This is a genomic window from Streptomyces sp. NPDC096013 (assembly GCF_044763565.1).
In the GTDB taxonomy this organism is placed as follows: domain Bacteria; phylum Actinomycetota; class Actinomycetes; order Streptomycetales; family Streptomycetaceae; genus Streptomyces.
Window position 1 is genome coordinate 58,413 of record NZ_JBIWGK010000001.1, and the last position, 14,554, is coordinate 72,966.

At 70.2% G+C, this 14,554-nt stretch carries 14 protein-coding genes; 9 read left to right on the forward strand and 5 right to left on the reverse strand.

Annotation, left to right across the window (positions count from 1 at the left end; all coding sequences use genetic code 11):
- Positions 1 to 3 precede the first annotated feature (3 nt).
- Together ACIRB1_RS00290 and ACIRB1_RS00295 are read left to right on the forward strand one after the other, a co-directional pair.
- Positions 4 to 801, forward strand: coding sequence for an NPP1 family protein (locus ACIRB1_RS00290; RefSeq protein ID WP_403464869.1), 798 nt, complete (start codon positions 4 to 6; stop codon positions 799 to 801).
- Positions 802 to 903: 102 nt separating this feature from the next.
- Entirely contained in the window at positions 904 to 1,797 is an 894-nt protein-coding gene (locus ACIRB1_RS00295; RefSeq protein WP_403463939.1) for an alpha/beta fold hydrolase, read from the forward strand.
- Here the strand turns inward: ACIRB1_RS00295 and ACIRB1_RS00300 are convergent.
- Entirely contained in the window at positions 1,754 to 2,260 is a 507-nt protein-coding gene (locus ACIRB1_RS00300; protein WP_352178381.1) for a hypothetical protein, read from the reverse strand. The two genes, ACIRB1_RS00295 and ACIRB1_RS00300, sit on opposite strands and share 44 nt — an antisense overlap.
- A gap of 306 nt (positions 2,261 to 2,566) precedes the next feature.
- Between ACIRB1_RS00300 and ACIRB1_RS00305 the strand changes: the two genes are divergently transcribed.
- The 5 genes from ACIRB1_RS00305 to ACIRB1_RS00325 all read left to right on the forward strand — a co-directional run bounded on the left by ACIRB1_RS00305 (position 2,567) and on the right by ACIRB1_RS00325 (position 9,136).
- Positions 2,567 to 3,937 (forward strand): lectin, encoded by a 1,371-nt coding sequence (locus tag ACIRB1_RS00305; RefSeq protein WP_403463940.1) that lies wholly within the window; start codon positions 2,567 to 2,569, stop codon positions 3,935 to 3,937.
- 54 nt (positions 3,938 to 3,991) lie between these two features.
- Positions 3,992 to 6,214 (forward strand): RICIN domain-containing protein, encoded by a 2,223-nt coding sequence (locus tag ACIRB1_RS00310; RefSeq protein WP_403463941.1) that lies wholly within the window; start codon positions 3,992 to 3,994, stop codon positions 6,212 to 6,214.
- Between the two features lie 26 nt (positions 6,215 to 6,240).
- Positions 6,241 to 7,542, forward strand: coding sequence for a ThuA domain-containing protein (locus ACIRB1_RS00315; protein ID WP_403463943.1), 1,302 nt, complete (start codon positions 6,241 to 6,243; stop codon positions 7,540 to 7,542).
- A gap of 144 nt (positions 7,543 to 7,686) precedes the next feature.
- On the forward strand, positions 7,687 to 8,400 hold the full coding sequence (locus tag ACIRB1_RS00320) for a TetR/AcrR family transcriptional regulator (protein WP_352178377.1): 714 nt from the start codon (positions 7,687 to 7,689) through the stop codon (positions 8,398 to 8,400).
- The gene (locus ACIRB1_RS00325; RefSeq protein ID WP_403463944.1) at positions 8,393 to 9,136 is read left to right on the forward strand and encodes an SDR family oxidoreductase; all 744 of its coding nucleotides are present in this window, start codon (positions 8,393 to 8,395) and stop codon (positions 9,134 to 9,136) included. Before ACIRB1_RS00320 ends, ACIRB1_RS00325 begins: the two co-directional genes overlap by 8 nt.
- Positions 9,137 to 9,176: 40 nt before the next feature.
- Here ACIRB1_RS00325 and ACIRB1_RS00330 read toward each other — a convergent pair whose 3' ends face one another.
- The 4 genes from ACIRB1_RS00330 to ACIRB1_RS00345 are packed head-to-tail and all read right to left on the reverse strand — an operon-like array spanning position 9,177 to position 11,768.
- Entirely contained in the window at positions 9,177 to 10,562 is a 1,386-nt protein-coding gene (locus ACIRB1_RS00330) for a hypothetical protein (protein WP_403463945.1), read from the reverse strand.
- A gap of 36 nt (positions 10,563 to 10,598) precedes the next feature.
- Positions 10,599 to 11,069: a hypothetical protein gene (locus ACIRB1_RS00335; RefSeq protein ID WP_403463946.1), complete on the reverse strand. Its 471-nt coding sequence runs from the start codon at positions 11,067 to 11,069 to the stop codon at positions 10,599 to 10,601.
- A gap of 1 nt (position 11,070) precedes the next feature.
- Positions 11,071 to 11,349, reverse strand: coding sequence for a hypothetical protein (locus ACIRB1_RS00340; protein ID WP_403463947.1), 279 nt, complete (start codon positions 11,347 to 11,349; stop codon positions 11,071 to 11,073).
- A complete protein-coding gene (locus ACIRB1_RS00345; RefSeq protein WP_403463948.1) occupies positions 11,346 to 11,768 on the reverse strand; it encodes a hypothetical protein in 423 nt (140 codons plus the stop codon). The genes ACIRB1_RS00340 and ACIRB1_RS00345 overlap by 4 nt, the downstream gene beginning before the upstream one ends.
- Positions 11,769 to 11,894: 126 nt before the next feature.
- Between ACIRB1_RS00345 and ACIRB1_RS00350 the strand changes: the two genes are divergently transcribed.
- Together ACIRB1_RS00350 and ACIRB1_RS00355 are read left to right on the forward strand one after the other, a co-directional pair.
- On the forward strand, positions 11,895 to 13,292 hold the full coding sequence (locus ACIRB1_RS00350; RefSeq protein ID WP_403463949.1) for a hypothetical protein: 1,398 nt from the start codon (positions 11,895 to 11,897) through the stop codon (positions 13,290 to 13,292).
- Positions 13,292 to 14,551, forward strand: coding sequence for a hypothetical protein (locus tag ACIRB1_RS00355; RefSeq protein WP_403463950.1), 1,260 nt, complete (start codon positions 13,292 to 13,294; stop codon positions 14,549 to 14,551). The genes ACIRB1_RS00350 and ACIRB1_RS00355 overlap by 1 nt, the downstream gene beginning before the upstream one ends.
- Positions 14,552 to 14,554: the final 3 nt, after the last annotated feature.

Below are 14,554 nucleotides of genomic sequence, written 5' to 3' on the forward strand. Positions count from 1 at the left end.
GAACTGACACCCCCCACCGACAGCACCGCCAAGCCCCGGAGCCGGCGCCTTCGCCGCTCCGCCGTCGTCACCGTCCTCGGTGCGCTGGCCCTCGTGGTCGGGCAGGCGACGGCCGCCCAGGCCTCCGTACTGACCGCGCTCCCGCAGAACGCGGACGGCCTGGAGCAGACCTTCTCCCCGGCCTACGACTACGACGGCGACGGCTGCTACGCCACGGCCGCCATCGGCACCGACGGCACCATCAACCCCGGGCTGAAGCTCGGCGGCGACGTCAACGGGCACTGCCACGACCTGGCGCAGCTGAACAACTCCAACACGTACTCCCGCGAGAAGTGCAACAACGGCTGGTGCGCGGTGATGTACGCCAGCTACTTCGAGAAGGACCAGGTCACCCTGGGTCCGGCGGCGATCGGACACACCCACGACTGGGAGCACGTCGTCGTGTGGATCAAGGACAACACGGTGCAGTACGTGTCGGTGTCGCAGCACTCCTCGTACCAGGTGTCGGCGGCCTCGGGGGTGCGTTTCGACGGCACGCACCCCAAGATCGTCTACCACAAGGACGGCATCGGCTCGCACGACTTCCGCTTCGCCAACACGAACGACGAGCCCGCGGAGAACGCCACCGGCAACTGGTTCTACCCGCGCCTGGTGGGCTGGAACGGCTACCCGGCCGGCCTCAAGGACAAGCTGCTGGCCGCCGACTTCGGCTCGGCCACCCTGAAGATCAGGGACGTCGACTTCAACTACGCCCTGTCCATCGCGAAGCCGTCCGGGATCTCCTTCGACCCGAACGCCTGACGGTCGGCCGGGCACCGGCGTCGGCGGGTCACCCGCCGACGCCGGTGTCACACTTCCGCCCCTCGCCGCCCTCTTGAGTGCAGACACTCACGGGAGGCGCTCATGACCAGGACCGAACCGGCCCGGACGACCACACAGCACCTGATCGAACTCTCCGCCGGGCCCGTCGCCTACGAGGACACGGGCGGCGACGGTCCCGTCCTGGTGCTGCTGCACGGGCTGCTGATGGACGCCTCGCTGTGGGAGGCCCCGATCGCGCAACTGGCCGCCGGACACCGGTGCGTGGCCCCCACCCTCCCCCTCGGCGCGCACCGCCACCCGATGCGCGCGGACGCCGATCTGTCGCTGCCCGGGGTGGCCCGGCTCGTCGCCGAACTCCTCGACCGGCTTGACCTGCGGGATGTCACGCTCGTCGGGAACGACACCGGCGGCGCGCTGGCGCAGTTGCTGATGGCCGAGGGGTCCGCGCGCGTGGGCCGGGCGGTGCTGGTCTCCTGCGAGGCGTTCGACAACTTCCCCCCGGGGCTGACGGGCCGCACGCTCGTGCTCGCGGGGCGCCTCTCACCGTGGCTGTTCGGGCAGTTCATGCGGCAGATGCGGGTGCGCGCGCTGCGCCGCCTCCCGCTCGCCTTCGGGTGGCTGACCAAGCGCGGGGACGCGGTCACCGCGCACTGGACGGAGCCGGTCAGGCGGCAGCCGGAGATCCGCCGTGACGCCGTACGGGTGCTGCGCGCGGCGGCGGCGGACGGGCGCCGTCTGCTGGAGCAAACCGCCCTGCGACTCGGCGAGTTCGATCGCCCCGCACTCGTGGTGTGGGCGAGCGAGGACCGGGTGATGCCGCGCGAGCACGGGCGCCGGCTGGCCGAACTCCTGCCTCAGGGAAGGCTGGTGGAGGTGGCCGACGGCTACACGCTGCTCCCGCTGGACCAGCCCGTCCAACTGGCCGGGCTCATCAGCGAGTTCGTACGCGCGACCGCCCCGCCCGCACCGGCCTGATCTGGTGGCCGCGGCGCGGCTTGGGGGCGTCGAGCATGCTGACGCCGTTGTAGTACCGGCCGCGGAGGTAGAACGTCGGCGCGGCGACGAAGGCCACGAAGACGGTGACGACGCTGATCGGGAAGAGGACGGGGAGCGACTGGCCCTCGGGAAGGGTCTTGCCGCCTTCGTGGACGGCGTAGGCGAGGGCGGCGAAGAAGGCGACCAGGCACACGGCCGCGACGACCAGCATGACGGTCGCGAGCCTGCGGGTGGTGGCCTGGTCGCGGACCTCGGCCAGCAGGGACGCCGAGCACTCGGTGCAGGTCAGCTCCACCGTGTGCTTGCCCGACGGGGGCCGCTTGAGCGTGTAGTGCGCGGCGGACCAGGTGATCGTGCGCGTCTTCGGCGTGAGGAGCCCGCCGGTGACCTTGTCGCTGAGTATGTGCCGGACCGCGACCTCTGTCGTCCCCGCTGCGCTCATGGCTCCTCCGACGCACGTTCCGACGATCATCACGAAGCCTGCACAGTGTGACCTGTGGAGCCCGGCCGCTCAATGGTCCTGGTGATTTCTTTTCCTTCGCCTACAACTTCTCAACTCACCGACGCCTCCCGGCACTTATCCGGTCGCACCTCTTGACGGCTTTGGTGCAGACCTTTAGGTTCACCAGCCAGCAGACCTCCCATGGATGCATTCAGCGATCACATATGTGAACACTCGTGTTCACCTCTCACCGCCCCCACAGCCGGCGGCGTCCACCCCCCACCCCAGGACGAAAGGGCCCTCGTCATGCAACGCCTCGCCCTCCGCTGCGCCATCGCGCTCTCCCTCGGCCTCACCGCCGTCGGCACCCTCGCAGCCCCCTCCGCCTCGGCCGCCACCGGCACCATCACCGGCCTCGGCGGCAAGTGTCTCGACGTGGCCGGCGCGAGCTCCGCCGACGGCACCGCCGTACAGATCTACGACTGCAACGGAACGGCCGCCCAGCAGTGGACGGTCGGGTCCGACGGCACCATCAGGGCCCTCGGCAAGTGCCTCGACGTCACCGGCAATTCGACGGCCAACGGCGCCCAGCTCCAGCTGTGGACGTGCGGCGGCAGCGCCAACCAGCAGTGGACGGTCTCCGCCGCGCACGACATCGTGAACCCGGCGGCCAACAAGTGCCTTGACGTCACCGGCAGTTCCACGGCCAACGGCACCCGCACCCAGATCTGGACCTGCACCGGCGCCGCCAACCAGAAGTGGACCGCACCCTCCGGCGGCGGCACGACCCCGCCCACGAACTCCCCGATGGCCGTGGCCCCCTACCTGTACAACGGCTGGGGAAACCCGCCCAGCCCTACGACTGTCATGAACGCGACCGGCGTGAAGTGGTTCACGCTGGCGTTCGTGCTGAGCAACGGCTACTGCAACCCGCAGTGGGACGGCGGACGGGCGCTGACCGGCGGCGTCGACCAGCAGACCATCAACACCGTGCGGGCGGGCGGCGGTGACGTCGTCCCGTCCTTCGGCGGCTACAGCGGCAACAAGCTGGAGAGCTCCTGCTCCAGCGCGGGCGAGCTGGCGGCGGCGTACCAGAAGGTCATCAGCGCCTACTCGCTGAAGGCCATCGACATCGACATCGAGGCCGACGCGTACAGCAACGGGACCGTGCAGCAGCGGACCGTGGACGCGCTGAAGACCGTCAAGGCCAACAACCCGGGCCTCAAGGTGTACGTCACCATCGGCACCGGGCAGAGCGGTCCGGACACGAGCCTCATCAACCGTGCCGCGTCCTCCGGGCTGACCGTGGACGCCTGGACGATCATGCCGTTCGACTTCGGCGGCGCCGGCCAGAACATGGGCACGCTCACCCAGCGGGCCGCCGAGGGCCTGAAGACCGCGCTGAAGAACGCGTACGGCTACAGCGACGACGCTGCCTACCGGGACATGGGCATCTCGTCCATGAACGGCATCACCGACGACAACGAGACCGTCACCACCGCCGACTTCCAGACCATCCTCGGCTACGCGCAGGCGCACCACCTCGCGCGGCTGACGTTCTGGTCGGCCAACCGTGACCGGCCCTGCTCCGGTGCCTACCCGAACGACGACACGTGCTCGGGCGTGAGCCAGAGCAACTGGCAGTTCACCAGCATCTTCGCCCAGTACACCGGCTGACGGACGCCCCCTCCGACCTCGCTGCCCCAACCCCCCATCACCACAGGAGAATCCGTGCTCAGACGGAAGAGACTGTCCGTACGCCATCCCGTGCCGAGAGCGCTCACGGCGATCGCCCTCGTGGCGACCACCGTGACCGGCATCGAGTTCGCCGCGCAGGGCTCGGCGAGCGCGGCGGGCACCGCGGCCGCCGCGATCCCGACCGGCTACACGACCGTGGTCAACAAGGGCAGCGGCAAGTGTGTCGACGCCCGCTCGGCCGCGAGTGCCGACGGCACGGCCGTCCAGCAGTACACGTGCAACGGAAGCACCGCGCAGAACTGGCAGTTGACCGCCACCGACGGCGGCTACTACCGGGTGAACAGCAATCTGAACGGCGCCGAGGCCTGGGACGTCACCGACGTCTCGACCGCCGACTCGGCGCCCGTCCAGCTGTGGACGTACTCCAGCGGTGCCAACCAGCAGTGGCTGCCCGTCGCCGAGGCGAACGGCGCCTACCACTTCGTCAACCGCAACAGCGGGAAGTGTCTGGACGTCCCGAGCGCCTCCACCGCCGACAGCGTGCAGCTCGCGCAGTACACGTGCAACGGCACCGCAGCGCAGTCCTTCACGCTCGGCACGGTCTCGACGAACCCGCCGGGCACCCCGGACTTCGGCCCCAACGTGACGGTGTTCGACCCGTCGATGTCGGCGTCCAGCATCCAGTCCAAGCTGGACTCGGTCTTCAACCAGCAGCAGACCAACCAGTTCGGCTCGGCCCGCCAGGCCCTGCTGTTCAAGCCGGGCACGTACAGCGCGAACGCCAACGTCGGCTTCTACACGCAGGTCGCCGGCCTCGGCCTCTCGCCGGACGACGTAACCATCAACGGCGCGGTGCACGCGGAGGCCGACTGGTTCCAGGGCAACGCGACGCAGAACTTCTGGCGCGACGCCGAGAACCTGTCGGTCAACCCCACGGGCGGCACCGACCGTTGGGCCGTCTCGCAGGCCGCCCCGTACCGGCGCATGCACGTGCGCGGCAACCTGGCGCTGGACGACGGCGGTTGGTCCAGCGGCGGCTTCATCTCGGACACCAAGGTCGACGGCCAGATCCAGTCCGGCTCCCAGCAGCAGTTCCTCACCAGGAACTCCACGATGGGCAGTTGGTCCGGCTCCAACTGGAACATGGTCTTCGTCGGCGACCAGGGCGCACCCGCCCAGTCCTTCCCGACGTACACCAACGTCGCCAGCTCCCCCACGATCCGCGAGAAGCCCTTCCTGTACGTCGACAGCGCGGGCAACTACCAGGTGTTCGTACCGGGGTTGCAGTCCAACGCCGTCGGTACGACGTGGAGCGGGAAGACCCCGGCGGGCAAGTCCCTGCCGATCGACCAGTTCTACATCGTCAAGCCCGGCGCGACCGCGGCGGACATGAACACCGCCCTCGCGGCCGGCAAGAACCTGCTGGTCACCCCGGGCGTCTACCACCTCAACCAGACGCTCAACATCACCCGCCCCGACACCGTCGTGCTGGGCATGGGCCTCGCCACCTTCGTGCCGGACGGCGGGATCACCGCGATCTCGACCGCCGACGTGGACGGCATCGAGCTGGCGGGCCTGCTGATCGACGCGGGCACCACCAACTCCGGGACCCTGGTGCAGATCGGCCCGTCCGGTTCCACCGCTTCCCACGCGTCCGACCCGACGCAGCTGTCCGATGTCTTCGTCCGCATCGGCGGCGCCACCGTCGGCAAGGCCACCAACTCCCTCGTGGTCAACAGCGCCAACACGATCATCGACCACACCTGGATCTGGCGGGCCGACCACGGCAACTCCGGCACGGTCGGCTGGACCACCAACACCGCCGACACCGGACTGATCGTCAACGGCGCCAACGTCACGGCGTACGGCCTCTTCGTCGAGCACTTCCAGAAGACCCAGGTCGTCTGGAACGGCAACGGCGGCCGGACCTACTTCTTCCAGAACGAGATGCCCTACGACCCGCCGAACCAGGCCTCGTGGATGAACGGCAGCGGCAAGGGCTATCCCGCCTACAAAGTCGCCGCCAACGTCACCAGCCATGAGGCGTGGGGACTTGGCAGCTACTGCTACTTCAGCAGCAATTCGAGCGTGGTCGCCGACCACGCCTTCGAGGTGCCGAGCGTGTCCGGGGTCAGGTTCCACGACATGGTGACCGTCTCGCTGGGCGGGGTCGGCACGATCAGCCACATCATCAACAGCACCGGCGGACCGTCCAACTCCACTAACAACGTCGCCTACTTGACCACCTACCCGTAGACCGCACGGAAAGGATCATTCCCCCGATGAACACCACCATCAGATCCGGTTCCACCCGCGTGGTCCTGCGGGTCCTGCTCCTCCTCGCGACGGTGCTGGGCTTCGTGGTGGCACCGCCCGCCGCCCACGCGAGCACCGCGGCAACGCCGTTCAAGGTGCTCGCCCTGTACAGCGGTACGTACGACGCGGCGCACATCGACTTCGAGAAGGAGGCGAACGTCTGGTTCCCGCAGCAGGCCGCGGCGAACGGCTTCACCTACACCTCCAGCACCAACTGGGACCTGCTCGCCAACGGCGGGGTCAACGCCTACCAAGTCGTGCTGTTCCTCGATGACCTGCCGCAGACGTCCGCCCAACGCAGCGGTTTCGAGACGTACATGAGAAACGGCGGCGGCTTCATGGGCTTCCATGTCTCCGCCTTCACCACGGACGCGGCGGGCTGGTCCTGGTACCACAACACGTTCCTCGGCTCGGGGAACTTCGTGTCCAACACCTGGGGTCCGACCGCGGTGACCCTGAAGGTGGAGGACCACTCGATCCCGCCCACCGCCAATCTGCCGGCCACGTTCACCTCGTCGGTCAGCGAGTGGTACAGCTGGTCCAACGACCTGCGGCAGAACCCGGACATCAAGATCCTCGCGTCGATCGACCCGAGCAGCTTCCCGGTCGGCACGGACCCCAACCAGTCCTGGTACAGCGGGTATTACCCCATCATCTGGACCAACACGAAGTACAAGATGCTGTACGCGAACTTCGGCCACAACGCGATGAACTACACGACCAACACCCGCCTGTCGTCGACGTTCGCGAGCCCGACCCAGAACCAGTTCCTGCTGAACGGCCTCAAGTGGCTCGGCGGGGGCGGCACTTCGACGCCTCCGACGGACACCCCGATCTCCGAGACGTCCTGGTACGCCGTGCAGAACGGCGGCAACGGCACCTGCGTCGACGCCCGTTCGGCGGCCACGGCCAACGGCACGGCGATCCAGCAGTACGCCTGCAACGGTACGGCGGCGCAGCAGTACCAGTTCCGCTCCACCGACAGCGGGTACATGGAGATCACCGCGCGCGGCAACCCCGCACAGGTCATCGACGTGACCGACCGCTCGACGGCGGACAACGCGCCGTTGCAGCTGTGGGCCTACTCCGGTGGCACGAACCAGCAGTGGCAGCCCGTGAAGGAGACCAGCGGGCGCTACCACTTCGTCGCCCGGCACAGCGGCAAGTGCCTGACCGCCCCCACGGCGGCGACCAACAGCGTCCAGCTCACCCAACGGACCTGCGACGGCTCCACCGCGCAGTCCTTCCAGCTCGCCGTGCAGTCCTGAGTCCGCACGGCGCCGAGGGGCGCCCCCGCCGTATCCACGAGATACGGCGGGGGCGCCCCTTCGCTTTCTCGTTCCCGCCAGCGTGTTTTCGCCGCTAACAGCAGAATGTTGTCAGCGATACCAATCCCTGTTATCGTCGATTACATGAATACGAGATCGCTGATAATCGAGGCGGCGGCGGAGCTGATCGCCCAGTCGCCGAGCGGCGACGTCTCGACGCGAGCGGTGTGCGAGGCGGCGGGGGTCCAACAGCCCGTGCTGTACCGGCTGTTCGGCGACAAGGACGGGCTGCTCGCGGCGACCGTCGACCACGTCTGGGATCAGTACCTGGAGACGAAGCGGGCCGCCGAGAAGTCCGAGGACCCGCTGCGGGACCTCCGGGCCGGCTGGGACAGCCACACGGCGTTCGCGCTGGCGCACCCCAACGCCTACAAGCTGATGTTCGCCCCGGCGCTCCGTTCCGTGCCCGCCGCGGCCGAGGAGGCGATGCGCATCCTCCGCGGGGACCTCGATCGGCTCGCCGCGCAGGGACGTCTCCGTGTCGCACCCGAGATCGCGGCACGCATGGTCATGGCGGCCAACACCGGGGTGTCCCTGTCCCTCATCACCCGTCCCACGCTGTATCCGGACCCCGGCCTGTCGAGGCTGGTCCGCGACGCGATCCACCAGGCGATCCTGCTCGACCCCGCGGCGGACACCACGGCCGCGGACACCCGCGCCGCGGCCGCGACCACGCTGCTCTCGTCCCTCGACGACCTCACCCCCGAACCGTTCACCTCCGCGGAGTCGGCCCTGCTCGGGCAGTGGCTCACGCAGATCCCCGCCTCCACCACCCGGAAGGGCCCTCACCATGACTGACACCGACACCTCCACCCGCGTCGCCCTGGTCACCGGCGGCTCCGGCGGCATCGGCCGCGCCGTTTCCGAGCGACTGGCCCGCGACGGCATCGCGGTCGGCGTGCACTACGCCGGCAACAAGGCCAGGGCGGACGAGACGGTCGCCGCGATCGTCGCGGCCGGCGGCCGGGCGATCCCGGTCGGCGGTGACGTCGCCGACGAGGACGCGATGGCTGCCGCGTTCGACGCGGTCGAGGCCGCGTTCGGCGGCATCGACGTGGTCGTGAACACCGCCGGGATCATGGCCCTGTCCCCCATCGCCACCATGGACCTCGACGACCTCGACCGCATGCACCGCACCAACATCCGCGGCACGTTCGTCGTCTCCCAGCAGGCGGCCCGCCGGGTGCGCGCGGGCGGCGCGATCATCAACTTCTCGACCACCGTCACCCGCACCAAGTTCCCGACGTACGGCGGCTATGTGGCGAGCAAGGCCGCGGTCGAGGCGATGACCCTGGTACTGGCCCGCGAGCTGCGCGGCAAGGACATCACCGTCAACGCGGTCGCCCCCGGCCCGACCGCCACCCCCCTCTTCCTCGACGGCAAGGACGACACCACGATCGAGAACCTCGCCAAGGCCGCCCCACTGGAACGCCTGGGCACCCCGGACGACATCGCCGAGTCGGTCGCCTTCCTGGCCGGGCCCGCCCGCTGGATCAACGGCCAAGTACTGTTCGCCAACGGCGGGTTGGCGTGACCGTGCGGTGCTCCGTGGTCAAAGTCGGGGAGTCCTGCCCCTAGCCGGACTTCGCGCAGACCTCCAGCAGGACATCCGCCACCTCCCTCATCCGGCGCTTGCGCAGGTCGAGAACCGGGCTCGGGTTCGAGAGGCCGTGGGAGGCGAGCAGGTTCATCAGGGCCCAGATGGTGTCGGGGCGTCCCGCCAAAGGGAGTTCACGGCCGTCGGGGGTGATGACCTTGGCCTCGGTGATGCCCGCGAGGAGGTTCGTGCGGGCCCAGTCGACGTCGTAGGAGACGCCGTTGGGGCTGGCGCTGAGGACTGCCTCCTTCGTGCGGTGGAGGGCGGTCAGGTAGTTCATGGGGACCGTGAGGCGGCGGGCGGCGTCGAACGGTGGTGTGCCGTCCGGGGGTTGGATGCGCAGGACCGTGTCCAGGACGGGGCCGTGGTCCTGGAAGGTGGTCCGGGCGCGCATCTCCAGGAAACGGGCACGCACCAGGACACCGCCCCGGCGCGACCATCCACGGCCGGACGAGCCGAACGTCCCCTCCTCACCCGGGAGTTGGTCCGCGAGTCGGCGGGCTTCCTCGCCCGGTTCGCTCACCGGTGCCGGTGCCTCGGGATGAGTACGGTCCCGCTCGGCGACGGCGGCGTAGCGTGCCGCCGTGTGCGGGTCCAGGCGCCGGAGGTCGATCGTGTCGCCGTTCATCACGACGCCTCCGGCCTCCCGGGAGATGCGCATCTGCCGGAGCTGGCGTTCAACTCGCCGTGTCACGAACGTCGTTCGGCCTTCGAGGTCTGTCACCCGGCAGGTGCGCGTGCCGGCGAGCAGGGCGCTGCGCGGCCAGTGCGGGGTGACCGTTCGCTCGGCCCCCGGAGCGGCGGGGTCGACGAGGACGACCAGGCGGCCCGCCGTGATCGCCGAGAGGCACAGCGACGGCACCCGCCACTCGCCCGTGACCTCGAAGGCGTTGGCCGGTTCCGTGTCCCCGGCTTCGTGCACCCGCAGTCTGAGCCTGATCAGCGGCGTGAACTCGTCCGGGGTGTAGTTGCCGTAGTGGGTCGTGAAGGTCGACTCGCCGTCGGGGCAGTACCGGGACAGTGACGCCTCCAGTACGTCGGCCCGCGTCAACCGCGCCTGCGCGGAGCCCTCTGGGGACTTGGGAGCCCACATCACGAAGGTGTCGTCCTCGTACGAGGTACGGCCACCCTTGACGCGGTGCCCGCGCGTGATCCGGGGGAACATCTGGCGCGTGGCGGTGGTCGCCACGAAGGGGATCAGAACCGTGACGACCAGCCCGATCGCGAACAGGAGCACCGGCCAGCCCCAGCCGGGAGCCTCGCTCCACGCGGAGTACCCGACGAGGAGGAAGAACAGGCCCGCCGAACAGCAGACCGCGGTGAGCAGCAACTGCCCCACAAACACCCTCGTATAGCTCCGCATGCCCCCTCCTTCTCCGTCTCTCCCTCAAGGGCTCGCTCACAAGTCGACGCGGAACCGGCCGCCGGACAGGTCCACCACGGCGTCGAGGCGGCGGCCAACGCGCAGGCCGGGGTGGTGGGTTCGTCGCCAGGTCGTCTCGAACGTCCGCAGTCCCGGCCCGCTGACCCGCAGCCCGACCTCGACGCCGGATTCCTCGCCGCTCCAGTCGACGTCGGTCAGGTCGGTGATCTCGGCGGTCGCCGGTATCCCGACGGCGTCGAGCCGCCGGTTGTGCTCTCTGCCTACGACCGTGTTGCCCCAGAGCCCCAGGCCCACGGGGACGAAGACGATCGTGAACACGGCGCCGATGACCATGAGTTCGGCGTCGGTGAGAACGGCGAAGCCGAGCATGACCGGGCCGCACAGGGTGATCGTCGCGGCGGTGACATACAGGGACGCCGCGTCCCGTCGGCCGACCCGGTCGATCAGCGTGAGCGGCGGATCAGGGCGGGCTCCGTCGTCGGTCATGTCAGTGCTCCGGGTCCGGCCGCCCCGTCGACTCCAGCCGCTCCGCCAGCACTTGGAGATCGGGAAGGCGGTGGGCGTCGTAGAGGAGGGAGTGGCTTCTGCCGTGCTTGGTGGTGATCGTCAGGCGGCGGAGGCGGCCGGTGCGGAACTGGATCCGGGGCTCCTCCCAGACGTGGTAGCGGGCGGCGTCGGTGTAGCCGAACACCTCCAGCACCCGGCCGTCGAAGGAGAGCAGCGCGGAGTCGGTCAACGGCACTTCGAGGAACGGCCCCTGCGTCACGGGGTGACACCGTCGCCCGCGTAGAGGTAGGCGCCGGGGTGGGCCGGGTCCGCCACCAGCAGTACCTGGTCGCCGGTGCGGGGGATGCGCAGCTTCGACACGACCGTCTGAAGGGCGATCCGGTCGGTCCGCCCGGCCGGCTGCACGACCAGGTCCACGACCGGGTCGTGGTTGACCAGTTGGCCCGTGTCGCCGATCGACACGACGACGGCGGTGATGGTCGGCGCTCCGGCGGCGAGCAACTGCTGTACCGCGAGGCCCGAGTTGTAGGCGCCGATCGACTGCTGAACCCTGGCGAAGTCCTCGTTGCCGAGGAACGCGCGGGTCGTCCGGCCGTAGAAACCCTTGCCGCTGGCCACTTGGCCCGCGATCTCGGCGGCCCGCTCCTCGCGGCTCTTGCGACGCCCGAAGATTCCCATGACGAGTGCTCCTTCTGTGGGGGCGGATGCCCGTGTCTCCCGCTGTCCCTGTGGACGTTAGGCGGCCCGGAACGCCTACCGATCCCAGGTTCGCCCGCCCGAACTCGGACGACGTACCCTCCTGACATGCCGTTTCCGAGCCAGCCGACGGGCGAGCGCCGACCGCGTGCCATGGTCATCGACGGCGCGTGGCGTGCGCTCGGCCCCGGGCTCGAATCGCTCAGCGGCCCCGGCGGCGCCCCACTGACCCGGACGGTCAAACTGATCCTGCTGCCGTTGGTCGTCAGGCCGGCCCTGCACACCGACCTCGCCGCCGACTTCCTCGCACCGGAACCGGCCGCGCGTCTCGACGCGCTGATACGGGAGTCCGGCGCGCGGCTCGTCGCGACGGCACAGTGGTTCACCTTGCTGAAGCGGACCCGCCGGGCACTGGGCATCGTCGCGGGCCACCCCCAGGATCTGTACTTCCAGCGGTGCTTCGAACTGGCCGCCGAACATGGCGAACCCGGCCCGACTGCGGGCGCGTTGGCCAGAGCGGTCGTCGAGGAGGTCGCGGACGCGGACGGCGGCCGTACGGTGGACGCGCTGAAGCGGTATCTGGCAGGTGCGGCCGAATTTGCCCGGCTGGAGCGGGAGTTGGCGGTCGCGTGGGATGGCCGGGTGTCGACTCCGGTCGGTGGTACGTCCATTGCGGTCGCGCTGGCAGGTGAGGTTCTGGAGGCCTGTGGCGGGACGGAGGAGCCACGGGACTCACCGGCTTATGCGTCGATGGTGGCGGCGGGACACGGTGCTCTGGTCGGACGGACCTTGTGGGCACAGGCGGACGGGGTCTGGGGGCGTGCGGATCTCCCGGCCCATCTCGGCCTGAGCGAAAGGCGGTTGCCGCCGCTTCCGGAGGTCGGCCGGGGTGCCTCGACGGCCACGCTGCCGGCGCCGCTGGACCGCACGCTCTTCGAGCGGCTCTTCGTCGTGCTCCAATCGTCGTCCCGGCGCGAGGAGTTGTCCACCGTGCCGGAACTCGTCGGGCGCGAGGTCGGCCGCAGCTGCGCTCCGCTCGGTCTGTACGACGAGAGCCTGCGCGTCGCCGTCGTCCTCGGCGGCCGACTCGCCGTGGATCTCGACCCGTTGGGCATCGCGGCGCCCGCACCGGGTCTCACCTCGGCACACCGGGCCGTCAACAGCCGCTGGCGCAGGGAGGCTTCGGTCCTGCGCGCCCGCCGGATGACCGTCTCACCGCACCCCGATCCGGACGCAGGTGCCCTGGACGCGCTCGCCCAGGATCTCCGGACACCGTGGACCGCGTACATGCGGCGGCTCTGGGTGCGGTTGCACGGGCGCGACGTCCGGGACGCCGCGCTCGCGGATGCGGGGGCGGCCTGGGCCGTGCTCGACGGGGTCGCCCGCTCCGTGATGATGGACCATCGAGCCCGGGTGCGGGCGGCGTTGCGGACGTTGTCGGCGGGGTCGGTGGGGTCGGTGGCGGCGCCCGACCTTGAATGTGCGGCCGAGTCGAGGAGCGCGTGATGGCGCCGGGGGCCGGCGAGGGCGAGGTCGTTGTCTCGTGCGGGGAGGACGGCACGGTCCGCGTCGTCGGGGGTCCTGCCGCCGCCTCCGACGTCACCCGTGCGGTTCTCGATGTCGCGGGGGCTGTTCTCGCCTGGCCCGTTCTCGGGGGCGCGGAGTTGCCCACGGCCGAGATCCATGACGCGGCGCGGGCGCAACAGTGGCTGTGGGCGGTCTACGGCGAACAGGTCGCCGCTGCCGTACACGCCTGTGCGGTGGGCGAGTTGGCGCACGTGCGGGTGCCCGCGGAGCCGACCCCGCTCGCGGGCAGCGCCGCCCGGCTCGGTTTCGGGCACTGGTCGGCGCGGTGGTGGCCCGCGTCTCAGCTGGACGGAATCCCCGCGCTCCAACCGGACGTGCTCGGGCTGGAGTTGGCCGCGCTGACCCACACGTGCCAGCAGTTGTTCGACACGGATGACGATCAACCCGACGACTGCGTGGCCGAGTTGGTCGGGGACCACGAGGCCGCCCTCGACGCGTTGATCCAGTGGTGGCACTCCACACCGCCGTCGAGCGGCACGGCACTGCGACTGGAGAGCGTTCTGCGAACGGTCGACGACGCGGCGGACGGCGCCGGGTTGGACGGGGAGGCGCTGCGCCACCTCCGCGCGGCCCTGGACCGGCCCCGCCCGGACGGCACCCGGGTCGAGGCCATCGCGCTGTTCGCACGGCACGACGACTACGCCCTCGCCGCCGGCGAACCCCTCGTCACGGGCGGCCGGGTGATCGCCCGGGGCGTGGGCATCAACGACTGGCGGCGCTACCCGCCCGGCTTCGTCGACGCCTCGGAGGCCGCCGTGTCCTGGACCGCCCGCGCACTCGGCGCGCGACGGCAGATCGAGGTCGAGGTCGTCGCGCACATCGCGGCGCCGGTCGCCGAGGTGCCCCTCGCCGCCGAGGTCCGGGTGAACGACGGTCCCCGGAGCCGAGTGCCCCTCTCCCGCCGGGTCGACGTGTGGTCCGGCCGGGCCGACCTGGACGTTCCGGCCGGGGAGACCGAGCCGCGCATCGAACTCGGCGTGCTCCTGCCCGGGTTCGACCCGGGTCCGGGTCCCGAAGGCGGCGCCGACCGCGAGGCGATCCGAACCCTGGCCCGGCGACGCCTCGCGACAGCGGCGGCGGCAGCTCAGCCCGAACCACTCGACTCGCCTCCGCACAACGGCACTTCGGCACCTTTCCTCGCCGAGATCGCCGCCGCCACCACCGACGAGGACTACTGACGG

What these genes read in the sequence shown, in the direction of transcription:
- ACIRB1_RS00295 (WP_403463939.1), top strand. Translation starts at nt 904, where the DNA reads ATGACCAGGACCGAACCGGCCCGGACGACCACACAGCACCTGATCGAA.
- ACIRB1_RS00300 (WP_352178381.1), bottom strand. Translation starts at nt 2,260, where the DNA reads ATGAGCGCAGCGGGGACGACAGAGGTCGCGGTCCGGCACATACTCAGC.
- ACIRB1_RS00305 (WP_403463940.1), top strand. Translation starts at nt 2,567, where the DNA reads ATGCAACGCCTCGCCCTCCGCTGCGCCATCGCGCTCTCCCTCGGCCTC.
- ACIRB1_RS00315 (WP_403463943.1), top strand. Translation starts at nt 6,241, where the DNA reads ATGAACACCACCATCAGATCCGGTTCCACCCGCGTGGTCCTGCGGGTC.
- ACIRB1_RS00320 (WP_352178377.1), top strand. Translation starts at nt 7,687, where the DNA reads ATGAATACGAGATCGCTGATAATCGAGGCGGCGGCGGAGCTGATCGCC.
- ACIRB1_RS00325 (WP_403463944.1), top strand. Translation starts at nt 8,393, where the DNA reads ATGACTGACACCGACACCTCCACCCGCGTCGCCCTGGTCACCGGCGGC.
- ACIRB1_RS00330 (WP_403463945.1), bottom strand. Translation starts at nt 10,562, where the DNA reads ATGCGGAGCTATACGAGGGTGTTTGTGGGGCAGTTGCTGCTCACCGCG.
- ACIRB1_RS00335 (WP_403463946.1), bottom strand. Translation starts at nt 11,069, where the DNA reads ATGACCGACGACGGAGCCCGCCCTGATCCGCCGCTCACGCTGATCGAC.
- ACIRB1_RS00345 (WP_403463948.1), bottom strand. Translation starts at nt 11,768, where the DNA reads ATGGGAATCTTCGGGCGTCGCAAGAGCCGCGAGGAGCGGGCCGCCGAG.
- ACIRB1_RS00350 (WP_403463949.1), top strand. Translation starts at nt 11,895, where the DNA reads ATGCCGTTTCCGAGCCAGCCGACGGGCGAGCGCCGACCGCGTGCCATG.
- ACIRB1_RS00355 (WP_403463950.1), top strand. Translation starts at nt 13,292, where the DNA reads ATGGCGCCGGGGGCCGGCGAGGGCGAGGTCGTTGTCTCGTGCGGGGAG.